Below are 20,743 nucleotides of genomic sequence, written 5' to 3'. Positions count from 1 at the left end.
ACCAGTTACTTGGTTTCGCTGTGGAGCGTGTGCTTTCTGCAGAAGGGGCAATACTTGTTCAGTTCCAGCTTGTCCGGAGTGTTCTTCTTGTTCTTCATGGTATTGTAGTTTCTCTGCTTGCACTCGTTGCATCTCAGGGTCACTTTCACGCGCATCTAACGGCACCTCCTTATTATTGGTATCCGGTCCGGCTTCAGCCGGGGATACCGACTGCCTCCCTGCCGATTGGAAAAGATTTTTTGTCATGGCCGAAAAGCGAAAAAAGCGCATGACAACAAAACCCTTTTTCACAGGTAAGAAAGATTGTAGCACAAGTCAAACCGCAGGTCAACGGTTTTTTCAAGAAAATGCCAGGAATTTTCTGTTCTTGCGGTTCTTCGCCCGGAATGCTATGATAAGGGAACTGAAAAACGGAAATTCGCAGAGCGAGGGAGATTTTATGCGCATTATGGCCATCGACTACGGCGACGCCCACACCGGGATCGCCATCTCTGACCCCACTGGCTTCCTGGCCGGCTTCACCACCACCATTGATGCCTACCGCCCGGAAGCGGTGGCAGATCGTATTGCCGCCCTGGCTGGGGAGTACGGCGTGGAGGAGTTGGTGCTGGGACATCCCATCAATATGGACGGCACCCGCGGCCCCCGTTCCGAAAAGGCCCGGGCCATGGCGGATCTGCTGCGCCAGGCCACTTCCCTGCCCGTCGTCCTCTGGGATGAGAGGCGCACCACCATCGACGCCCACCAAATCCTCTTTAACAGTGGAAAAAATGCCAAAAAGCGAAAAAAGGTAGTGGATGCTGTGGCAGCCTCCCTGATTCTGGAGGGATATCTCACCTATAAAAAGAGCCACGGATGACGAGGCGCTCCGCCACATGGACAGGCTTTTGCACACGCCGCCTCTCTTCGGGATCCAGTTAAAAAAGCTTCAGAAGCAGCCCATGGCCGCCTCTGAAGCTTTTACTGCTTGGTATGTGGTTGGGTTGGCTGCCTTTAGTCTTTTACCGTTCCGTCCGCATTGAATACCGGCAGCCTTTCCAGGAAGCAGATATCCGCCCGATCCGCCGCGCCGCCCTCGGCCAGGACCGCCACCCGGCCTGTCACGGTACCGCCGGCCATTTCCACCAGGGACTCCATGGCGTGGAGGGATCCGCCCGTGGAGATCACATCATCCATCAGGAGAATCCGTTTGCCGCGGATCAGATCCGCATCATCCCGCCCCAGATACAGCTCCTGCTCTCCGGCGGTGGTGATGGATTTGTCCACAACATGCAAGGGTTCCGGCATATAGGCCTTGGGGCCCTTCCGGGCGATGAAGTATTTGGACGCGCCGGACTGCCGTGCCATCTCATGGATCAGCGGGATGCTCTTCGCCTCGGCTGTCAGCATATAATCGTAGCTGTCGGCAGGTACCAGCTTCAAAAGCTCCCGGGCGCATGCAACGGTCAATTCCGCGTCGCCAAAAACAATAAAAGCGCCGATGTACAGGTCGTCCGTAATCTTGCAGATGGGCAGCTCCCGGTACAGGCCCGCCACATTCATCGGATAGGTATGCATAAAAAACGCGCCTCTCTTTCAACTTCCCGCCAACGCGGGTTTCTGGAATCGTGATACCGCAAATATTATACAAGTTCCAGAAAATAAGTCAATAAGGCGGTGCCCCGGATTCCCGCAAAAACATCGGATTTTCAGCATTTTTTAGGATTCCGTGAAACTGCACAAAATTCTCCCGTTCTTTTTTCCGCCATCACAAAACGGATTGCCGGGTATGCCAAAAGAAACGCTTGTTTCTTTCCAGCAAAAATGCTAAACTAAAATTATGGAAGGGCACAAAACTTTATTCATGTCAAACAAATAACAAAGCACATAAGGAGGATGCAGCATGAATGCATATCTGCGCAGTGTGATAGAAAATGTGAAGGCCAAGCACGCTGACGAGCCGGAGTTTGTTCAAACGGTGGAAGAGGTGTTCACCTCTTTGGAACCGGTTGTGGAAAAGCACCCCGAATATGAGAAAGCGGACCTTTTGAGCCGCATGGTGGAACCGGAGCGGACCTTTACCTTCCGGGTGACCTGGATGGCTGACGACGGCACTTGGCACACCAACACCGGCTATCGCTGCCAGTTTAACGGTGCCATCGGCCCCTATAAAGGCGGCCTGCGGTTCCAGAAGGACGTCAATCTCAGCATTGTCAAGTTCCTGGCATTCGAGCAGACCTTTAAAAACTCCCTTACCGGCCTGCCCATCGGCAGCGGCAAGGGCGGCAGCGACTTCGATCCCACCGGGAAATCCGATGGAGAGATTATGCGTTTCTGCCAGTCCTTTATGACGGCACTGCACCGCTACATTGGCCCGGACATCGACGTTCCCGCCGGTGATATGGGCGTGGGCACCCGGGAGATCAGCTACCTCTTCGGCCAGTACCGCCGCCTGCGCGGCGCGTGGGAGAACGGCGTGCTCACCGGCAAGGACTTTGCCTCCGGCGGCTCCCTGGTGCGGCCGCAGGCCACGGGCTACGGTGCGGTCTACTATCTGGAAAATGTCCTGAAGCACGAAGGCGAGCAGATTGCGGGCAAGACCATCGCCTGTGCGGGCTTCGGCAATGTAACCTGGGGCATTTGCAAAAAGGCCACGGAACTGGGTGCCAAGGTGGTGACTCTCTCCGGTCCGGATGGATATGTGTACGATCCTGACGGTGTGGCAACCCCGGAGAAGATCGACTACCTGGTGGAAATGCGGGCCAGCGGCCGGAACCGGGTACAGGACTATGCAGATAAGTTTGGTGTGGTTTTCTACCCCGGCGAAAAGCCCTGGGGCGTGAAGGTGGACATCTGTATGCCCTCCGCCATGCAGAACGATGTGCATCTGGAGCAGGCCAAGCAAATTGCGGCCAACGGCGTGAAATATTACATTGAGGTAGCCAATATGCCCACCACCAATGACGCCCTGGCTTTCCTGATGGCGCAGCCCGGCGTGATTGTGGCGCCCAGCAAGGCGGTCAATGCCGGCGGTGTGGCCACCTCCGCTCTGGAGATGGTGCAGAACAGTGAGCGGCTGGTGTGGACTGAGGACGAGGTGGACCAGCGGCTGCACCAGATTATGAACAATATCTACCAGGCCAGCGTAGACGCTGCGGCGGAATACGGCCTGGGATACAACTTGGTGGCCGGCGCCAACATCGCTGGCTTCCAGCGGGTGGCGGACGCCATGATGGCGCAGGGTATCTTCTGATTGGAAGCTGTCTCTCCAACGCTTTCCAATTTGATACAAAAGCAGGCGGCGGGAAATCCCGCCGCCTGTCTTTTTGTCCGCCGCCTTACGGGCAGCAGCAGAAGCTCTTGGTCTCCTCGTAATTCTCCGGCATCCGCACCGTATTGGGCGGGAAAAACTCGCCGGTGGGGAATGCGATGTTGCGGAAGATGCAGCAGGGATCCTCCCCGCCGCCGCTGCCGCAGGAGCACTCCTTGTCGGGCATGCAGTAATCGTACACCGGCACCAGCAGCTGGGAGTCCCGCTCCAGACGCACAATGGAGAACTGGCCCAGGGTCACATAAATCCGGCGGTTGTCATCGCCGCTGGAGAGTTCGCCGTCAAAGCAGTTGTTGACAAAGGACGGCACCTCGCACAGATCACAGTCGCAGTCCCGTTTGCAGCAGCACTCCATCAGCCGGGCATCCAGCACAATTGGATCGACGGCTTCCACCACGGCGATCGGCGCATTGGCCCGCTTCATCATCTGGATGTCGGGCTCTCCGGTCCGCAGCTCAGAAGAGAAGATCTTGGCGTTCCCCTCGCTGCCGAACAAAATCACCCGCTTGTCAAATACGCACAGGCCCTCCACCGTAACAGGGGCCGGGCAGCTGAGATAGGCCTGCAGGGTCACATTGTAGAAAAAGCGCATATCTACGGTGTAGAAGCCTCGGTTGAAGCTGACAGGCTCCACGTCTACGTAGACATACAGCAGTCTGGCGGAGCCGCCCTTGACGGACAGCGCCCTGTTGATGACGTCCACATATTGCAGCTTCGGATAAAAGCGCAGGTCTTCGATGCAGTCTTTATCGCGGCAGGAATCATAAATCTTCCTGGTATGGATGCAAACCGCCTCTCGGATGCCGCGCGCGTCCTCCACGGGACCGGGCATAACTTTCTCGGGCATTGCAATACCTCCTAAATAAGTAGCTGAAATGAAAGAAGGATTCTTTCAATCCAGTGTATGCGCCGATTTCCAGAGGGTGCAAAAAGAGGACGCCCATCAGGCGTCCTCTTTCCCCTCTTCTCTTACGCAATGGTCAATGTACTGCTTTTGGGACTCATGATACACACGTAGCTCTTCCCCTGCCCCAGCACCAGCGGGTTCCCATCCTCCCGCGTATAAACCAGCGGGCTGTTCCGGTCGTCCTTGCTCCACCGGATGGGCACGGACTTCCCGCCGCAGAAATAGGTGCCGGCGCCGCTGCCGGTGAGCTTCACATTCAGCCGTCCCGCCGTGTCCCCGGAAATCACATAGATGCTGGTTTCCAGCACCAGCACGTTGGTCACACATACCTGCTCCCCCGTGCTTCCGTCGGTATAGGAACCGCCGTACTGGCCCACCAGGTATTTCCCGGAGGTGGAATCATAATCAAAGGTCCCCGTCTTATAATAGGAGTATTTCAGGGAGATGTGCTCCGCCGCTGTCCCGTCCGCAGGCGTTCCATCCTCCGCAAAGGCCTGTGGATACCGCCAGGCATCTTCGTGCTCCGTGGGGAAATGCCCCTCCGCCAGATAGGTGAGAATCTTCTCCCCGGAGGTCACCATGCTGTGCTCATAGCCCATGGTCTTTCGCCGGTCCGCATCCCGCCAGAAAATTCCGGCGTCGCTGCCGCCGTTGACGCCGTCCATATTGTCCACCCCCCAAGCGGGGATGTCCCGGTAGGCCTCCGGGCTGCCGCCGGCGTGGACATACAGGGCGTCGTGCCCAAGCGCCAGCTCCAGGTAATAAGGTCTTGCAGAGCGTACGCTGCCCAGGGTATCCACTCCCTCCAGCGTCTGGTAAACCCCCAGCATCCGGGTAATGCCCCCTTCGGCGGGAACCTCATAGATGATGTCCGCCTGGGAGATCCCCAGCTGGGGCTGGGCCGTCTCCAGGTTGTTGAACATGACCGCCACCGGGCGGCTGCTTTCAAATGCCGGCTCCATGGGCTCTCCCGTCAGCGGATTCGTTCCGGCGGGTACATAGGGCTCCGGCTCCGTCTGCTCGATGGGCTCTGGCTCCATGACCGGCGTCTCCTCCAGCGGTTCTTCCGGTGTCTCCTGTTCGCCGCAGCCTGCCAGGGCCAAGAGCATCAGCAGTGCCAAAAGCACCGCAAGAACCCGTTTCTTCATTGATGTCCGCCGCCTCTCATATTATGGTCAACCACTATGATACCAGCGGCAGAAAGAACCGTCAAGACAAAATCCGGCAAATCCCGACAGGCCGCCTCACATCTCCCAGCTCCTTTTTCTCCCAGTGCTGCTGAATCCGGCTGGCCATTCCCGCAGCGGGCATTCCGGGGCCGGCATCTGTTTGTCTGGTTATTTTGCAAAGAAACTTTCATTTCATACTGTACAAACCGGCGAAAACTACGCTATAATGAAAGCAGATACAACACGAAGGAGGTGTGGCACATGGCGGGAGGCCGTGGTTTTATTCACGACAAGCTGGAAATCAAGTTTTTGATTCTCTATATTGCCGCCCGGGTCATTGAGCCGATTCCCTTTGACACCGTGCTGGATTTAACGCTGTGTGACGATGCCATTGACTATTTTGATTTTTCCGAATGCCTGGCGGATTTGGTGCGGACCGAGCACCTGACGCTTTCGGAAGAGGGGTTGTACGCCATTACGGATAAGGGGCTGCGGAACAGCCAAATCTGCGAGTCCAGTCTCCCCTATTCCGTCCGGCTCCGGTGCGATAAGAATCTGGCCAACTGCAACCGGAAGCTCCGCCGGAAGAGCCAGGTGAAGGCCGATGTCACCAAGCGGGCTAACGGCACCTACACGGTGGCGCTCTCTTTGCTGGATGACATGGGCAGCGTCATGGAACTGCAGCTGGCCATTCCCCGGGAGGATATGGCCACCATGTTGGCAAGTCGGTTCCAGAAATCGCCGGAGCGGATTTACAGTGAGATCATCGGCGTGCTGATGTCCTCAGATCCGGAAGAGGAATCGAAAGCATAGTTATTTTACGCTCAGGCAGAGCGTCTGAACGAATAGATCGATCAAAAAGGCCAGGCGCTGCAGCGCCTGGCCTTTTTTCGTTGCGTACTTCCCTGCGGATAGAATCCTTTCCTGCGGAGGTTTTGAAACGAACGCTCCTCCGATCCGCCGTCATTTTACCACCACATTCTCCGGTCCGAGGATCTCCTGTGCCTCCGCCACCAGCGCCTGGTGAAGCAGGACACTGCTGCCATAGACCTTCCGAGTGTCGGCCATCACCATCTTCACCGGGGTGGTGCCGGGGAACATCTGAAACACCAGCTTCATGTGCCGCACAGACGGATGCTCCAGGCTGGGGAATTTCAAATACAGCACACCACCCGGCAGCTCCTTCTCTCCCCTTGTCGCCGCCGGTGCCGGACTCCCCTCCTCGTTGGACAGGGGGTACACGGAATCACACAGGATTTGGGGTGCCTTTTCATCCCGGACGGACAACCGCCCCTTCACCACCACCGCCTGGTTCTCCCTCAGATAGGCGCCGCAGGTGTCCAGCACCCGGGAAAAGCACAGAAGTTCCATGGCGGCGGTGTCGTCCTCCACCACCACATAGGCCATCAGAGAGTTGTTTTTGGTTGTCTTGGTTTTGCTGGAGGTCACCACACCTGCAATGGTGATGCGCTGGTCGTCGGCAAAGCGGGTCGGCCCGCCTTCCTGGGCAAAGTCGCCTAAAATCGCCCCGATGGAGGGCGCGCCCAACCGGCGAACCGCATCCCGGTAGGCGTCCATGGGGTGCCCGGAGAGATAGAGCCCCGTGGTCTCTTTCTCCATGGTCATCAGCTGCTGGGGAGTAAATTCCGGAATGTCCGGCAACGGAATATCCTTTACAGCACTGGATATTATTCCGTTTTCCACCGCCATAGAGAAAAAATCCAGCTGTCCCTCCAGGTTCTGCCGGAGGCTGCCTGCCGCGGAATCCATGATGGACTCATAGACCTGCAGCAGCTGGGAACGGCGGGCGCCGGTTGCGTCAAAGGCTCCCGCGCGAATCAAATTCTCCACCGCGCGCTTGTTGATGTCGCTTCCAGCCATCCGCTCGCAGAAGTCATGGAGCGTGGCAAAGGGCCTGCTCTCCCGCTCCCGCATCACCGCCTGGATAAAACCACGGCCGATGTTTTTGATGGCCACCAGGCCAAAGCGGATCCCGTTCTCCTCCACTGTAAACCGATCCTCAGAACGGTTGATGTCCGGCGGCAGCAGCGCGATGCCGCAGTCCTTGCACTCGCTGATATAGCCGGAGACCTTCTCGGAGTTGTCCAATACGGAGGTCAGCAGCGCCGCCATGTATTCTTTCGTAAAATGGCACTTGAAATACGCCGTCTGATAGGCCACCACCGCATAGGAAACAGCGTGGGCCTTATTGAAGGCGTAGTTGGCAAAATCATAGATCTCCTGGTAAATGGCCTCGGCCGTTGTCTCCGGAATGCCGTTTGCAATGCATCCTGTAATGTCTCTCTCCTTGTCACCGTGAATAAAGGCGTCCTTCTCTTTTTGGATTTGGGCGGCCTTCTTTTTGGAGATGGCCCGCCGCACCATGTCCGCCTGCCCCAGGGAGTAGCCGCCCAGCTGCTGGAAGATCTGGATCACCTGTTCCTGATAGACAATGCAGCCGTAAGTGATGGAGAGGATAGGCTGCAGTGCCGGGTGCTTGTACTTGATTTTTGAAGGATCCTGCTTACAGGCAATAAACCGTGGGATGGAGTCCATGGGGCCGGGGCGGTACAAGGCAATGATAGCGGTGATGTCCTCAATGTTCTGGGGCTTGAGCCCCACACACACGCCGGTCATGCCGGTGGACTCCATCTGGAACACACCGCTGGTCTGGCCGCGTGAAATCATCTCAAAGGTCTCCCTGTCATCCTCCGGGATCTCCTCCAGCCGGAAGTCCGGCTGCCGCTCCTGCACCATCTTTACCGCGTCGTCCAGCACCGTCAGATTCCGCAGCCCCAGGAAGTCCATTTTCAAAAGCCCCAGTTCCTCCAGTGTCGTCATGACGTACTGGCAGACTACGGCGTCATCGTTTTTCGCCAGGGGCACGTACTCGTATACCGGCTGCTTCGTAATCACCACGCCGGCAGCATGGGTGGAGGCGTGGCGCGGCATGCCCTCCAAGGCCCTGGCAGTGTCAATCAGCGCCTTCACCTGCTGATCGGTCTCATACAGCTCCCGGAGGGGTTTGCTCAGCCGCAGGGCGTCCTCCAGCGTAATATGCAGGGTATTTGGCACCTGCTTTGCAATCTGATCCACCTGGGCATAGGGAATGTTCATCACCCGTCCCACGTCCCGGATGACGCCCCGGGCCGCCATGGTGCCGAAGGTGACAATCTGGGCCACATGGTCGTCGCCGTATTTCCGGCGGACATAGTCCACCACCTCGCCCCGGCGGGTATCACCGAAGTCCATGTCAATATCCGGCATGCTGACCCGCTCCGGGTTCAAAAACCGCTCAAAGTACAGGCTGTACTGCATGGGGTCAATGTCCGTAATGTGCAGGCAGTAGCTGACCATGCTTCCCGCCGCGCTGCCGCGGCCCGGCCCCACGGGAATCCCAGCGCCCTTGGCGTAGCGGACGAAGTCCGAGACGATGAGGAAATAGTCGGTGAATCCCATCTTCTCAATCATGTTCTGCTCGTACTCCAGCTGGCTCCGGTACTGGTTGTCCTCCCCATACCGCTCCCGATAGCCGTCATCGCAGAGTTTTTTCAGATAGGAAAAGCTGTCATATCCAGGCGGCAGCTGGAATTCCGGCAGGTGGTACTTGCCGAAGGTAAAGTCCAGATTGCACATTTCGGCAATTTTCGCGGTATTCTCCACAGCGCCCTCAAACTCCCCGAACAACGCCGCCATCTCCGCCTCACTGCGGAGATAGAAGTTTCGCGGCTCATACCGCATCCGGTTCTCGTCATCCAGGGTCTTTCCGGTCTGGATGCAAAGCAGTACATCATGGGCCTCCGCGTCCTCCTTCCGGAGGTAGTGGGCGTCATTGGTGCAGACCATGGGAATTCCTGTCTCCCGATGGATGCGCAGAATCCCCTGGTTGACAACCGCCTGGTCCCGGATGCCGTGGTCCTGTATCTCCAGATAGAACCGGTCCGGGCCGAACAGCTCCGCCATCTCCAGGGCGTACTGCTTCGCGTTCTCATATTCCCCGTTCCGCAGCCGCCGTGGAATCTCCCCGGCCAGGCATGCGCTCAGGGCAATCAGGCCCCGACTGTGCTTTCGCAGCAGCGCCTGGTCGATACGGGGGCGGATGTAAAAGCCCTCCGTCCAGGCCATGGACACCAGATAGGAGAGGTTGCGGTACCCCTCCTCATTCTCGCACAGCAGCACCAAGTGACGGCTCTCCGCGTCGAACTCATGGATTTTGTCAAAGCGGGTACGGCCCTGCGGGGTCACATAGACCTCGCAACCAATGATGGGCTTGACCCCCTCCGCCCGGCAGGCGCGATAGAAGTCAATCACGCCGTACATCACCCCATGGTCGGTAATGGCGCAGGCCGTTTGGCCCATCTCCTTCACGCTCCTGGGCAAGTCCTTGATACGGCAGGCGCCGTCCAGCAGGCTGTACTCCGTATGGACATGTAAGTGAACGAAGGACATGGCGAACCGCCTCTCTTTCCTCTTTTGGTCTTACATCCCTGCCAGATGCGCCGTGTCAGGCTTTTTTCACTGGACGGACCCGCACCAGCAGTAGGGCCTTCACATCCTCCAACATTTCCGGCCGGGTGACATCCAGCATCAGCCACCGCCCCATTTTAGAGGCAGATGTACGCTGATACAACGCCCTTGTATCCGCAGTACAGGTCAGCAGGGCCGCCTGCGCTTCCTGCTCCTCCCGCTCCCCAATGGAAATCATCACTGTCACATAGCCGGAGCGGATATAAACTGTGCAAAGGGCGCGGCCCCCTTTTCTATATTTTACATTCCAACCCGGTTCCAGTCCGCACCGGCTGTATTGGATGGCTGGCTTCGCACCATAGGTATCCTGCAAAAAGGCCTGCAGCTCTTTCCAAAGTGGATTTTCCACGTAGGCATCTATCTCATCTATCCCCGGCTGCAGCGTTTGGGGAAACTGTACGCTCCACTCCGCCATTTCTGTCACACCCGGCTATTCTTTACGCTTTCCGCCAGCATCTCCTCCAAAATCTCCACTGCGGTAACAATCATGATATCGCAGTGGCCGGTGATACTCATCCGCTGGGCCGCAGGTGTGCGATTGCTGACGCCGGGCCGGGCCGCCAGTAGCTCGCCGCAGCGGGTCTTTCCGAAGATCCCCTCAAAGCGCTGCCGGAACTCCTTGCTTTTGGCATAAACCTGCTTTTTGGAAGCGGTGTCTCCTGCCTCCGTATGGGGATACAGCAGCCCCAGCACCATCACCGCGCCGCTGAGGGCACCGCACATTTCCGCGTGGCTGCCTCCCACGCCTCCGCCGATGCCGCCGGCCATTGCCGCAGCTGTCTCCACCGGAACCTTTGTCAAATCCGTAAACGCCGCCACAACAGACTGGGCGCAGTTAAATCCCTGCTTGTGATATTCATAGGCCTTTGTACAACGATCCATCTTCATTACTCCTCATGATGTAAATATTTTATAATGTTTTCGCCAGTTCCATAATTTTACGAAGCCTGTGGTTCAAACAGGATTTCGTCACCGGCGGGTCAAATTCTCCAGCCAACTCCGAGAGGGTCAGTTCCGGATTCTCCAGCCGCAGCGCCGCCGTCAGCTGCAGCTTGTCCGGCAGCTGTTCCAAAAGGCCGGCCCCCATCAGTTTCCGGATGGCCTCCAGCTGTTCCTGTGCCGCCTCCACCGCCTTATCCAAATTGGCGCTGTCGCAGTTGAGCCGACGGTTCACACTGTTGCGCAGATCCTTTTCCAACTTGGCGGACATAATATTCATGGCCGCCACCGGTGCGCCGATTAGAGTCAGGAAATCCTCAATCTGGTCGCTTTGCTTAAAATAGGTAACAAAGCTGCCGTTCCGGGCGATGCTTTTTGGTGGAAACCCGTTTTCCCGCAGCAGCACCTCCAACTCCCGGCTGACCTGCAAATGAGAGGTCGTCAGCTCCAGATGATACCGTTTCAGCGGATCTGTCATACTGCCGCCGGCAAAAAACACACCTCGCAGGAAAGCGGCCCGGCAGCACTCTTCCTCCAGCAAGCCGAAATTGATGTGCAGTACCGGATTCTGCCGGGGGCTGTAGCCAAACAAATTGATGATATGGGCCAGCTTTTGCGGCTCCGTAATTTGAAATACCAGCTTTCCGGACTGCGCCGCCACATCTCCGGCCAAACCATCCTTCCCTCCCATGCCCCGCTCCTGTCCGACAGCGGTGGAAGTCCGTTTTCTGTCTTCACCTTTTGCCTCCTGATGGGGGTCTCCCCCACTCAATCGGATCTGATCCAGTTCTGGACGCCGATCAAACTGCAGGTTAAAGGCCCGGTGAAAAAGCTTTGGCAGCCGCGCCGCAAAATTGGGGTTTTCCGTAATAATGCGGATTTCCGCCGAGTGAAAAGTATTGCAGTACAACAAGATGCCATATGCCTCCGCCCTAGCGCAGCAGATCCTTTGCACCGGCAGCTTGCACAATTCATTTTTCGTATCAAAGGAAAAGGACATGAAGCGTTCCTCTCTCTGTCAGTCTTTGTATCGCACCAGTCCGGCAACATCAGACAGCCATGCTGCAATCCACACGGCCGCCCCGCCTTTTTACCGCTTCTCTTTTTTCCAGTCCTCCACCAGATAGGTATCATCCCGGTAGTCGAAGCGATTGCCGGCAATACGGACGCTCCGCTCCGCGTGGAGCAGAATCAATTCCCTGGCCAGGTGCCCTGGGTGATGCCGTACAAACCCGTTTTCCACCGTAGCAATGGGCCGGTTGACAATCTCCACCCCAAGCTTTGTGCAGGCTTCTGTGTCGCATCGAATGCGCTCCGCCCCTTCCTCCGCATACCGCGCAGCCACGCCCTTTGGAATGGGAGAAGAATTGGTCAGGCACAGATCAAACAGGCCCGGCACCGAGTGGTGAAACAGCGCCGCAATGTGATCAGAAACAGTGTACCCCTCTGTCTCTCCCTCCTGGGTCATCACATTGCAGACGAAAATCTTCAGCCCGTCGGACTGCTGAATCGCCTCTACAATGCCGTCCACCAGCAGGTTTGGAATGATGCTGGTATACAGGCTCCCCGGTCCCAGAACAACCATGTCTGCATCCCGAATGGCCGCCATGGCCGCCGGCAGTGCTTTTGGATGCGCCGGAATCAGCCGCACTTGCTTAATGCGGCAGTCCTCCTGCTTTTTACAGTAAAAGATTTTAGACTCTCCGACCACACTGGCGCCATTTTCAAATTCCGCTTCCAGCTGCACATCCGCGGTGGTTACCGGCAGCACCCGGCCGGTGATGGCCAGAACCTCACTCATGCGGCTCACAGCGATGTCAAAGGACGTGGAGATCCCATTCAGCGCCGCCAGGAACAGATTGCCGAAGCTCTGACCAGCCAGAGCCCCGTCCGTAAACCGGTAGTGCAGCAGCTCCCGCATCACGGGTTCTGTGTTGGCCAGCGCTTCCATGCAGTTGCGGATGTCGCCGGGGGGCAGCATCCCTAAGTCCTGCCGCAGCATCCCGCTGCCGCCGCCGTCATCCGCCACCGTGACGATAGCGGAAAGATTCTCTGTATATTGCTTCAGGCCCCGCAGCATGGTAGACAGACCGTGGCCGCCGCCGATGACAGCAACCTTTGGGCCATGTGCCCTGGGGAGCCGATAGGATGGTCTTTGATATTCCATGGAGTTCCTTTCCCGTTCACACGCTGCGGCTCATGTCACGGTGGTTCTCTGTCACCTGGTAACCCTTCTGCCGGATCTGCTCTGTCAGCGCATGCGTTACCGCAACAGATCGGTGATGCCCCCCAGTGCAGCCTACAGCAATCACCAGGGATGTCTTTCCCTCCTCCGCATACAGGGGTAGGGAAAACGCCAGCAGATCCTCCAGTTTTTCTATGTAGTCCTTTGTCTGCTGAAAACTGAAGACATAATCATACACATCTTGATCCAAGCCGGTTTTCTCCCGCAGGGTCTCAATATAGTAAGGGTTCGGCATAAACCGCACGTCGAACACCAGGTCTGCCTCCATAGGCAGGCCATACTTAAACCCAAAGGAGGTGACATGGACCAGCATGCCGCCTTTTTCCCCTTTGCTGTCAAACAACCGCAGCAGCTCGCTCCGCAGCTGGGCAGTGGAGAGGCGGGAGGTGTCAATCACAAAATCTGCCCGTTCCTTCACCGGCTGCATCAGCTCCCGCTCCCGGTGCACAGCCTCCTCCAGAGAATCCACGCTCTCCCGCAGCGGATGCTTCCGCCGTGTTTCCTTATACCGCTTAATGACGGTTTCCGGCGATGCCTCCAGAAACAGCATCCTGCAAACGCCGTCCGACGACTTCAGCTTATCCAGCACGTCAAACAGTTCTGCAAACGAGTCTGCCGTCCGCACATCGTACACCAGGGCCACCCGGTCATACCGGCCGTTGCTTACGGCGCAGAACTCTGCAAATTTCAAAATCATGGCGGCGGGCATGTTATCCACAATATAAAAGCCCGCATCCTCCAAAAAGGACGCCGCCCTACTCTTTCCCGCGCCGGAAAGGCCCGAGATAATCAAAATCTCCATTTTAAAACGCCTTTCTTACTCCTCCAGAATCCGGACTTCCGGCTCGAGCCGGACTCCCTTTTCTGAAAATACCCGCGTCTGTACCTCCTCGATTAGCAATCTGACATCCCTGCAGGTCGCACCGCCCAAGTTGATCACAAATCCCGCATGCTTTTCGCTCACCTGCGCACCCCCGACTGTCAGTCCCTTTAACCCGCACTCGTCAATCAGCGTCCCGGCGTAATAGCCTGCCGGGCGTTTAAATGTGCTGCCTGCACTGGGGTATTCCAGCGGCTGGCTGGCCTTGCGTTTTGCCATCAGCTCCCGCATCCGCTCCCGGATAGCCGCCGGCTCTCCGGGCATCAGTGAAAACACCGCAGACAACACCACCGCATCTGGATAGTCCGACAGCAGGCTGTGGCGATAGCCGAACGCCATTTCCTCACCGGAAAGACACCGCACTCCCTCTTCTGGAAACAGAACTGATACGCTTTGGACAATCTGCCTCATCTCTCCGCCGTAGGCACCGGCGTTCATGCACACGCCGCCACCCACTGTTCCGGGAATACCGTGGGCAAATTCCAGTCCTGTAAGTCCCTGCCGACAGGCAAAATCCGCCAGACGTGCCAGGGAAACGCCTGCCTCCGCTAAAATGGTGTGCGGCGCTTCCCCGTTCTCCACTTGGTTCAGCCCGGCGGAGGTGTCGATCACCAAGCGGTTCAGTCCCGCATCCGGTACCAGCAGATTCGTGCCGTTGCCAATCACCAGAGGCCGTGCACCACATGTCTTTGCAAAATTCAACAGCAGTACGGCCTGTTCTCCGCTGGCAGGAAACGCCATTCGTCGTGCCGGGCCGCCGATATGAAACGAGGTATGCCGGCTCATGGGCTCCTCGCATGCCACTTTTAGATCTGGCAGGTATGCTGCGATTTGTTCATCCAGTTGTTCCACCCAGTCCATCCAGGGACCTCCTACCATCATCAAATTGCGCGGCCCAAAAATGCCGCGCCAATCAATCCCGCATCATTGCCCCGTTCCGCCCGCAGGATGCGGGTAAACCGCCCGCCGTGCCGAGCATAACACTCACGGCCCACCAGCTCACGCAGCGGCGTCAGCAAAAGATGATCCGGAGCTGCTGCTACACCGCCGCCAATGGCCAGCACCTCCGGCCGCAGGATATTCACCAGGCTGACAGCGCCGTCTGCCAGATATTCCACATACTCCCGGCACACTGCCAGCGCGGTCTCATCTCCTGCCTCCGCCGCGTCAAAGGCCGTTCGGCCCTCCACACCGCCGCTGGCCGCAGCAACGGCATGAAGCACACTTTCCGGGTGGGCCGCCATGGCGGACCGGGTCAGACGGATCAGTGCCGTGGCAGAGGCATAGCTCTCCCAGCAGCCCCTGCGGCCGCAATTGCAGGGCTCTCCGCCGTGGCAAATGACCAGGTGCCCTGCCTCGCTGGAAGAAAGCCCGCCGCGGAGCTTTCCATCCAATATCAGGCCCGCACCAATTCCAGTTCCAAGCGTTACCACCGCAAAGTCCCGGGTCCCTCTCCCTGCCCCGCAGAAATACTCTCCCACTGCGGCGCAGTCTGCGTCATTTCCCAGCAGCAGCGGCAAATCAAGATGCCGGCGGAATAGTGCTTCCAGCGGCACATTCTCCATGGGGATATTCGTAATAAACAGCACATTGCCGCCAGACACCGCGCCGGGCAATCCCATTCCCACATATGCAATCTCATCGTTTTTCGCTCCGCCCTCCTGTATAACCGTCTCAGAGAGCTCAGCCAGGGTTTGTGCAAACGCGTCCGCGCCCTGGAAATCCAATGGAATCCGCTTGACCGCCAGAATACGGCCTGTTTCATCCACCAATCCCGCCTTTAGGTTCGTGCCTCCAACATCAATGCCGACAAACATGTTTTTTGCCTCCGCTTAAGACTTCTTTCCGCTGCCGGCATCCGCTCGCAGATCGACTCGCCGGGCCAGCTCCTGAGCTGCGTTGTACCCATACCGGCGATGGCGGTTGTTCATGGCCGCCACCTCCACGATGCTGGCCAGGTTCCGTCCCGGGCGAACCGGGATGGTCACACAGGGCACCTTCACATCCAGGATTTCCGTATAATGGTTTTCAATCCCCAGGCGGTCGTAAAATTTTGTGTTGTCCCACTGCTCGAACTGTACCACCAAGTCGATTCCAGCCTCCTTCATGATGGCTCTCATGCCGAACAGCTGCCGCACGTCGATCACACCGATACCCCGCAGCTCAATATAGTGGCGAATCACCTCCGGCGCAGTGCCGAACAGCTGATTGGAAACCCGGCGGATCTCCACCGCATCGTCCGCCACCAAGCGGTGGCCCCGCATCACCAGCTCAATGGCAGCCTCGCTCTTGCCGATGCCGGAGTCACCGGTAATCATAACGCCCTCGCCATAGATGTCCAGCAGTACGCCGTGCCGGGTTACGCAGGGAGCCAGCACCCGGTTCAGGTACTCAATGGTATGGCTGGTGAAATCCACCGTGGTCTCCTGTGTCCGCAGAAGGGTTTTTTCATGCTTTACTGCGCTTTCCAGGCACTCTGGAAAACACTCCAGCCCCCTGGAAATCACCAAGGCCGGGATATCGTAAAGGAACAAATCGTCAAAACACTTCCGCCGCTGCTCCTCCGTCAGGCCTTTCAGATAGGTCACTTCCGCCTTGCCAATCACCTGCAGGCGACGCTGGTCAAAGTAGTCATAGAAATCATGAAACTGCAATCCGGGCCGATTGACGTCCGTAATGGTCAGCAGTGCCGACTCATAGTCGCTGCCCTGGTTCAGTACTTCCAGATCAAATAGAGCAACAAATTCCGTTATTTTCATTCCCTGTGCGCCCATGGTTTTTCTTCACCTTTCCGGCATCCGGCGTTTTCCGGATGCACTTCACACACCGGTAAACGCCCGGCAGTGCTGTCAAAAATTATTCCTCAAAAATCCGTTTCTGTAATGTTGCCCTTATTATATATGAATTTCCCCGTTTTCGCAACACCTGCCCACCTGATGCCTTTTCAAATTCCTGCAATTTTTTTGTAATTTCTTCTTGCATTTCTCCGTTATTTCTGTTATGATATCAGCTGTGCCTGTGAAAAGGCGCGTAGTACGCAACAGCAAGGAGGTGCAACGGATGGCTAAGTGCGAGTTTTGCGACAAGGGCGTAACCTTCGGCATTCAAGTGTCTCACTCTCACCGGCGTTCCAATCGTCCCTGGAAGCCCAATGTGAAGCGTGTGAAGGCGATCGTCAATGGTTCCCCCCGCCATGTGTATGTTTGTACCCGGTGTATGCGTTCCGGCAAGGTCACCAGAGCGATCTGATATGACGGATAAAATCCCGAACCTGTTGGTTCGGGATTTTTTTATGCAAAGCCGCTGTTTCTCTTTCTTGTTTTCCGTTCAAAAGCAGATCTTTTGACACAGAAATCCAAAGTGGAGGACATTTGTCCTCCACTTTCCTGCTTACATCCAGCTCCGCTCCAGCAGCTCGTCCTTTTTGGCACGGGTCATCAGCTCCGTCACTACATCCCGAACCTGCTTTCCGTGGTACAGCACCTCATAGGCACAGCGGCAGATGGGCATTTCAACCTGTTCCTGTTCCGCCAGCTGGTGAATGCTCTCGGCGGCGTAATAGCCCTCCACCACGGCACCAATCGCTGCCATGGCCTCCTGAGGCGTCTTTCCCTGGCCGATCAGAATGCCGGCCCGGTTGTTCCGGGAGTGCAGCGAGGTGCAGGTGACAATTAAATCCCCCATGCCGGCAAGGCCGCCAAAAGTGCGCCGGGTTCCGCCCAGCTGCTCACCCAGGCGGGTGATCTCCGCCATGGCCCGGGTCATCAGCAGTGCTTTTGTATTGTCCTGATAGCCCAGCCCTGTGCAGATTCCGCAGGAGAGCGCAATCACGTTCTTCAGCGCCGCAGCCAACTCCACACCCACGATGTCATAGCTGGTGTAAACGCGGAAGTAATTGGTCATAAAGGCATCCTGTACAAACCGGGCGGCCGCCCGATCCGGACAGGCAGAAACACACCCCGTCGGCTGCCGGACGCCTACCTCCTCTGCATGCGAGGGGCCAGAAAGTGCAACTACTTTACAGATATTTTTAGTCTCCTCCTGCAGAATCTGGCTCATACGGAGGTTGGTATCCCGCTCGATACCTTTGGAGACGGACACCAGAATCGTCTCCGGCGTTAGATAGTGGGCCAGCTTCCGTGCCGTTGCCCGAACAGCAAAAGAGGGGGCCGCACTGACCACCAGATCCGCTCCCCGCACACATTCCAGATCGCTGGTGATGTGCAGGCTCTCCGGCAGAATCACACCCTTCAGCAAAGGGTTTTCCCGGCCTTTGGCCATCTCCGCCGCTTTTTCCGGATTATGGGACCACAGGTAGGTCTCATGTCCATTGTCACACAGGACCTGGCTGAGGGCTGTGCCCCAGCCGCCGCTGCCCACTACCACTGCTTTCATCTTGTTATGACTTCCCTTCCGTTTTATGATGGAGGCTGAACTTGTTCTCCGTACCGCCCAGCAGCCGCTGGATATTCCCGCGGTGCTGCCACACCACAAGTCCCCCGATGAAAAATCCCAGTACCACAATTATTGGTTCCGGATAGCAAAGCCAGGTTGCAAACGGAAAACTCGCACCAGCCCAAAGTGAGCCGAGAGACACATACTTTGTCAGAATAGAGAGAATTAAAAATCCGCCCCAAACCACCAGGGCAATCCGCCAGTCAATCATAATGGCGATGGTGCCGCCGGAGAGAATTCCCTTTCCGCCCTTAAAGTGGAACATGCAGGGGAACATGTGGCCCAGCAGGCAAAACAGGGCCGCCCAGTACTTGCCGAAGAGCACAGCCCCCATTGTGCCAAACACCCAGGCACCCAGCAAAACGGCAAGAACCGCCTTCAATACATCGGCCAGGATAACCACAGCGGTCAGCGGGCCGCCGAAGGTACGGTGAAAGTTCGTCAGCCCGGCATTGCCGCTGCCGTGGTTCCGCACATCGTCCCGCAAAATATACTTGGAAACAATAACGGCCCCGTTGAAACAGCCCAGCAGATAAGACACCATCGCAGACACCAGAAGCATCAAAAACAGCTTCCATCCGGCTGGAACCATCATGATTTCCAGCGCGACTTCCCCGCTTAAAAGCATTGGCATCTCTTACTCCTCCTTGTCGCTCTTCTGCCGGATGGAGAGGATAATGGGTGTCCCCTCCAGGCCGAAGGTATTCCGAAGGCAATTCTCCAGATACCGCTGATAAGAAAAATGGAACAGACGGGCGTCGTTGCAGAACACCACAAAATGGGGCGGGCGAATCGCCACTTGGGTCATATAGTAGATTTTCAGCCGGCGTCCTCTGTCAGAGGGCGGCTGAACCCGGGTCTGTGCATCTGCCAGGACATTGTTCAGCATACCGGTGGTAATACGGGTAGAAGCCTGGTTGGAAACATAATCGATGAGCTCGAACAGCCGGTCCACCCGCTGGCCGGTTTTTGCAGAAATAAAGAGAATGGGCGCATAGGCCATGAAGCCAAGCTCCTGGCGAACTTTCTCCCGCATCTGGTCCATGGTCTTGCCGTCTTTCTCCACCAGATCCCACTTGTTCACCACAATAATGCTGGCCTTCCCTGCCTCATGAGCCAGTCCCGCCACCTTGGTATCCTGCTCCGTAACGCCCTCGGTGGCATCAATCATAATCAGGCATACGTCGCTGCGCTCAATGGCCATGGTGGCCCGGAGCACGCTGTACTTTTCGATGCTCTCCTCCACCTTGGACTTCCTGCGGAGACCTGCGGTGTCGATAAAGACGAACTTGCCTTTGTCATTTTCAAACCGGGAGTCAATGGCATCCCGTGTGGTGCCCGCCACATTGGAGACGATCATCCGCTGCTCTCCCAGAATCTTGTTCACCAAGGAAGATTTTCCAGCGTTTGGCTTACCGATGACTGCCACACGGATGGCGTCGTCTTCCTCTTCCTCCTCTTCCTCCGGCGGAAAATACTGGATGCAGGCATCCAGCAGATCCCCTGTGCCGTGGCCGTGGACGGCTGAAACGGCAATCGGATCTCCCAAGCCGAGGTTATAAAACTCATAGTAGTCCGGATCTGGCAATCCAGTGGAATCCATTTTGTTCACTGCCAGGACAATCGGCTTTCCGCAGCGCAGCAGCATATTGGCCACCTCATGATCTGATGCGGTAAGCCCTGTTTTGATATCCGTCAAAAAGATGATAACATTGGCATTGTCAATGGCAATCTGAGCCTGATCCCGCATGAACTCCAAAATTTGATTGTCTGTGCGGGGCTCGATACCTCCCGTATCAATCAGTGTAAAAGAGCGGCCGTTCCAGTCTGTCTCTCCATAAATCCGGTCCCGGGTAACGCCCGGCGTATCCTCCACAATCGAAAGCCGTCTGCCAATCAGCTTATTAAACAGCATGGACTTGCCCACATTGGGGCGGCCCACGATGGCAACGATGGGTTTCATCGGCTCTCACTTCCCTTCCTTGTTTCTTTGATGATCATAAAAATACATATTTATTATACCCGTCAATGGGCGGGATAGCAAGACAAAAAGCAAGGAGGGAAGATATCTCTTCCCTCCTAAAGCATGCACGTGCAAATTCTTATTTCGCAACGACGGACTTGACAACCTTGACCTCGCGGCCGTTGTAAGTACCGCACTCCTGGCACATTCTGTGAGGCAGGTGCAGCGCACCGCATTTCGGGCATGCGACGAGACCGGGAGCCTCCAGCTTCCAAACGGAGCTGCGGCGCTTGTCGCGTCTTGCTTTGGATACTTTTCCCTTAGGTACTGCCATTGTGACACCTCCTT

21 protein-coding genes are annotated in these 20,743 nt (G+C 56.7%); 4 read left to right on the top strand and 17 right to left on the bottom strand.

The features are described 5' to 3' along the window. Positions 1-5: 5 nt before the first annotated feature. Positions 6-155: a 50S ribosomal protein L33 gene (gene rpmG / locus BMZ81_RS07045; protein WP_022289376.1), complete on the bottom strand. Its 150-nt coding sequence runs from the start codon at positions 153-155 to the stop codon at positions 6-8. A 284-nt stretch (positions 156-439) separates the two neighbouring features. Between rpmG and ruvX the strand changes: the two genes are divergently transcribed. Beyond that, a complete protein-coding gene (gene ruvX / locus BMZ81_RS07040; protein ID WP_091130380.1) occupies positions 440-859 on the top strand; it encodes a Holliday junction resolvase RuvX in 420 nt (139 codons plus the stop codon). Between the two features lie 134 nt (positions 860-993). On the opposite strand, the gene BMZ81_RS07035 is transcribed toward ruvX, so the two are convergent. Then, entirely contained in the window at positions 994-1,557 is a 564-nt protein-coding gene (locus BMZ81_RS07035) for a phosphoribosyltransferase family protein (protein WP_091130249.1), read from the bottom strand. A gap of 325 nt (positions 1,558-1,882) precedes the next feature. On the opposite strand from BMZ81_RS07035, the gene gdhA reads away from it, so the two are divergent. Beyond that, on the top strand, positions 1,883-3,232 hold the full coding sequence (gene gdhA / locus BMZ81_RS07030) for an NADP-specific glutamate dehydrogenase (protein WP_091130247.1): 1,350 nt from the start codon (positions 1,883-1,885) through the stop codon (positions 3,230-3,232). Positions 3,233-3,317: 85 nt separating this feature from the next. On the opposite strand, the gene BMZ81_RS07025 is transcribed toward gdhA, so the two are convergent. After that, positions 3,318-4,157 (bottom strand): hypothetical protein, encoded by an 840-nt coding sequence (locus BMZ81_RS07025; protein ID WP_091130245.1) that lies wholly within the window; start codon positions 4,155-4,157, stop codon positions 3,318-3,320. 122 nt (positions 4,158-4,279) lie between these two features. Next, complete coding sequence (locus BMZ81_RS07020) at positions 4,280-5,365, bottom strand: DUF3048 domain-containing protein (protein ID WP_091130243.1); 1,086 nt, start codon at positions 5,363-5,365, stop codon at positions 4,280-4,282. A gap of 282 nt (positions 5,366-5,647) precedes the next feature. Between BMZ81_RS07020 and BMZ81_RS07015 the strand changes: the two genes are divergently transcribed. After that, complete coding sequence (locus BMZ81_RS07015) at positions 5,648-6,199, top strand: DUF4364 family protein (RefSeq protein WP_091130240.1); 552 nt, start codon at positions 5,648-5,650, stop codon at positions 6,197-6,199. Positions 6,200-6,349: 150 nt separating this feature from the next. On the opposite strand, the gene BMZ81_RS07010 is transcribed toward BMZ81_RS07015, so the two are convergent. The 9 genes from BMZ81_RS07010 to hprK all read right to left on the bottom strand — a co-directional run bounded on the left by BMZ81_RS07010 (position 6,350) and on the right by hprK (position 16,736). Next, on the bottom strand, positions 6,350-9,835 hold the full coding sequence (locus BMZ81_RS07010; protein WP_091130238.1) for a DNA polymerase III subunit alpha: 3,486 nt from the start codon (positions 9,833-9,835) through the stop codon (positions 6,350-6,352). A 55-nt stretch (positions 9,836-9,890) separates the two neighbouring features. After that, positions 9,891-10,328 (bottom strand): DUF3788 domain-containing protein, encoded by a 438-nt coding sequence (locus tag BMZ81_RS07005; protein WP_091130378.1) that lies wholly within the window; start codon positions 10,326-10,328, stop codon positions 9,891-9,893. A 5-nt stretch (positions 10,329-10,333) separates the two neighbouring features. Further along, entirely contained in the window at positions 10,334-10,795 is a 462-nt protein-coding gene (locus tag BMZ81_RS07000; RefSeq protein ID WP_177187236.1) for a C-GCAxxG-C-C family protein, read from the bottom strand. 28 nt (positions 10,796-10,823) lie between these two features. Beyond that, complete coding sequence (whiA, locus tag BMZ81_RS06995; RefSeq protein ID WP_242942584.1) at positions 10,824-11,852, bottom strand: DNA-binding protein WhiA; 1,029 nt, start codon at positions 11,850-11,852, stop codon at positions 10,824-10,826. A gap of 90 nt (positions 11,853-11,942) precedes the next feature. Continuing rightward, complete coding sequence (locus BMZ81_RS06985; RefSeq protein ID WP_091130233.1) at positions 11,943-13,019, bottom strand: gluconeogenesis factor YvcK family protein; 1,077 nt, start codon at positions 13,017-13,019, stop codon at positions 11,943-11,945. Between the two features lie 16 nt (positions 13,020-13,035). Further along, the gene (gene rapZ, locus BMZ81_RS06980) at positions 13,036-13,899 is read right to left on the bottom strand and encodes an RNase adapter RapZ (protein ID WP_091130231.1); all 864 of its coding nucleotides are present in this window, start codon (positions 13,897-13,899) and stop codon (positions 13,036-13,038) included. Between the two features lie 15 nt (positions 13,900-13,914). Further along, a complete protein-coding gene (gene murB / locus BMZ81_RS06975; RefSeq protein WP_091130228.1) occupies positions 13,915-14,838 on the bottom strand; it encodes a UDP-N-acetylmuramate dehydrogenase in 924 nt (307 codons plus the stop codon). A gap of 20 nt (positions 14,839-14,858) precedes the next feature. Further along, positions 14,859-15,794 (bottom strand): ROK family protein, encoded by a 936-nt coding sequence (locus tag BMZ81_RS06970; RefSeq protein ID WP_091130225.1) that lies wholly within the window; start codon positions 15,792-15,794, stop codon positions 14,859-14,861. Positions 15,795-15,809: 15 nt separating this feature from the next. Next, positions 15,810-16,736 carry an HPr(Ser) kinase/phosphatase gene (gene hprK, locus BMZ81_RS06965; protein WP_347498055.1) on the bottom strand — a complete coding sequence of 309 codons (927 nt, stop codon included), beginning with the start codon at positions 16,734-16,736 and terminating at the stop codon, positions 15,810-15,812. 301 nt (positions 16,737-17,037) lie between these two features. On the opposite strand from hprK, the gene rpmB reads away from it, so the two are divergent. Next, the gene (rpmB, locus tag BMZ81_RS06960; RefSeq protein WP_091130221.1) at positions 17,038-17,226 is read left to right on the top strand and encodes a 50S ribosomal protein L28; all 189 of its coding nucleotides are present in this window, start codon (positions 17,038-17,040) and stop codon (positions 17,224-17,226) included. A gap of 141 nt (positions 17,227-17,367) precedes the next feature. On the opposite strand, the gene BMZ81_RS06955 is transcribed toward rpmB, so the two are convergent. From BMZ81_RS06955 to rpmF, 4 genes are all read right to left on the bottom strand, one after another. Next, positions 17,368-18,372, bottom strand: coding sequence for an NAD(P)H-dependent glycerol-3-phosphate dehydrogenase (locus tag BMZ81_RS06955; protein WP_091130218.1), 1,005 nt, complete (start codon positions 18,370-18,372; stop codon positions 17,368-17,370). A gap of 4 nt (positions 18,373-18,376) precedes the next feature. Next, positions 18,377-19,066 carry a glycerol-3-phosphate acyltransferase gene (locus BMZ81_RS06950; protein ID WP_091130216.1) on the bottom strand — a complete coding sequence of 230 codons (690 nt, stop codon included), beginning with the start codon at positions 19,064-19,066 and terminating at the stop codon, positions 18,377-18,379. Positions 19,067-19,069: 3 nt separating this feature from the next. Continuing rightward, positions 19,070-20,395 carry a ribosome biogenesis GTPase Der gene (der, locus tag BMZ81_RS06945; RefSeq protein ID WP_091130214.1) on the bottom strand — a complete coding sequence of 442 codons (1,326 nt, stop codon included), beginning with the start codon at positions 20,393-20,395 and terminating at the stop codon, positions 19,070-19,072. 139 nt (positions 20,396-20,534) lie between these two features. Then, entirely contained in the window at positions 20,535-20,729 is a 195-nt protein-coding gene (gene rpmF / locus BMZ81_RS06940) for a 50S ribosomal protein L32 (protein ID WP_091130211.1), read from the bottom strand. Positions 20,730-20,743 lie beyond the last annotated feature (14 nt).

It is taken from the genome of Oscillibacter sp. PC13 (assembly GCF_900115635.1).
In the GTDB taxonomy this organism is placed as follows: domain Bacteria; phylum Bacillota; class Clostridia; order Oscillospirales; family Oscillospiraceae; genus Oscillibacter.
Note: the sequence above shows the minus strand (reverse complement) of the source record. Positions and strands in the feature narration are given on the sequence as shown.

Excerpts from the sequence above, each read along its gene's own strand:
- BMZ81_RS06985 (WP_091130233.1), bottom strand. The coding sequence starts at position 13,019 with ATGGAATATCAAAGACCATCCTATCGGCTCCCCAGGGCACATGGCCCA.
- rpmF (WP_091130211.1), bottom strand. The coding sequence starts at position 20,729 with ATGGCAGTACCTAAGGGAAAAGTATCCAAAGCAAGACGCGACAAGCGC.
- BMZ81_RS07020 (WP_091130243.1), bottom strand. The coding sequence starts at position 5,365 with ATGAAGAAACGGGTTCTTGCGGTGCTTTTGGCACTGCTGATGCTCTTG.
- BMZ81_RS07010 (WP_091130238.1), bottom strand. The coding sequence starts at position 9,835 with ATGTCCTTCGTTCACTTACATGTCCATACGGAGTACAGCCTGCTGGAC.
- rapZ (WP_091130231.1), bottom strand. The coding sequence starts at position 13,899 with ATGGAGATTTTGATTATCTCGGGCCTTTCCGGCGCGGGAAAGAGTAGG.
- gdhA (WP_091130247.1), top strand. The coding sequence starts at position 1,883 with ATGAATGCATATCTGCGCAGTGTGATAGAAAATGTGAAGGCCAAGCAC.
- rpmG (WP_022289376.1), bottom strand. The coding sequence starts at position 155 with ATGCGCGTGAAAGTGACCCTGAGATGCAACGAGTGCAAGCAGAGAAAC.
- murB (WP_091130228.1), bottom strand. The coding sequence starts at position 14,838 with ATGGACTGGGTGGAACAACTGGATGAACAAATCGCAGCATACCTGCCA.
- der (WP_091130214.1), bottom strand. The coding sequence starts at position 20,395 with ATGAAACCCATCGTTGCCATCGTGGGCCGCCCCAATGTGGGCAAGTCC.
- BMZ81_RS07005 (WP_091130378.1), bottom strand. The coding sequence starts at position 10,328 with ATGGCGGAGTGGAGCGTACAGTTTCCCCAAACGCTGCAGCCGGGGATA.
- ruvX (WP_091130380.1), top strand. The coding sequence starts at position 440 with ATGCGCATTATGGCCATCGACTACGGCGACGCCCACACCGGGATCGCC.
- BMZ81_RS06950 (WP_091130216.1), bottom strand. The coding sequence starts at position 19,066 with ATGCCAATGCTTTTAAGCGGGGAAGTCGCGCTGGAAATCATGATGGTT.
- BMZ81_RS07000 (WP_177187236.1), bottom strand. The coding sequence starts at position 10,795 with ATGGATCGTTGTACAAAGGCCTATGAATATCACAAGCAGGGATTTAAC.
- whiA (WP_242942584.1), bottom strand. The coding sequence starts at position 11,852 with ATGTCCTTTTCCTTTGATACGAAAAATGAATTGTGCAAGCTGCCGGTG.
- hprK (WP_347498055.1), bottom strand. The coding sequence starts at position 16,736 with ATGAAAATAACGGAATTTGTTGCTCTATTTGATCTGGAAGTACTGAAC.
- BMZ81_RS07035 (WP_091130249.1), bottom strand. The coding sequence starts at position 1,557 with ATGCATACCTATCCGATGAATGTGGCGGGCCTGTACCGGGAGCTGCCC.
- rpmB (WP_091130221.1), top strand. The coding sequence starts at position 17,038 with ATGGCTAAGTGCGAGTTTTGCGACAAGGGCGTAACCTTCGGCATTCAA.
- BMZ81_RS07015 (WP_091130240.1), top strand. The coding sequence starts at position 5,648 with ATGGCGGGAGGCCGTGGTTTTATTCACGACAAGCTGGAAATCAAGTTT.
- BMZ81_RS06970 (WP_091130225.1), bottom strand. The coding sequence starts at position 15,794 with ATGTTTGTCGGCATTGATGTTGGAGGCACGAACCTAAAGGCGGGATTG.
- BMZ81_RS07025 (WP_091130245.1), bottom strand. The coding sequence starts at position 4,157 with ATGCCCGAGAAAGTTATGCCCGGTCCCGTGGAGGACGCGCGCGGCATC.
- BMZ81_RS06955 (WP_091130218.1), bottom strand. The coding sequence starts at position 18,372 with ATGAAAGCAGTGGTAGTGGGCAGCGGCGGCTGGGGCACAGCCCTCAGC.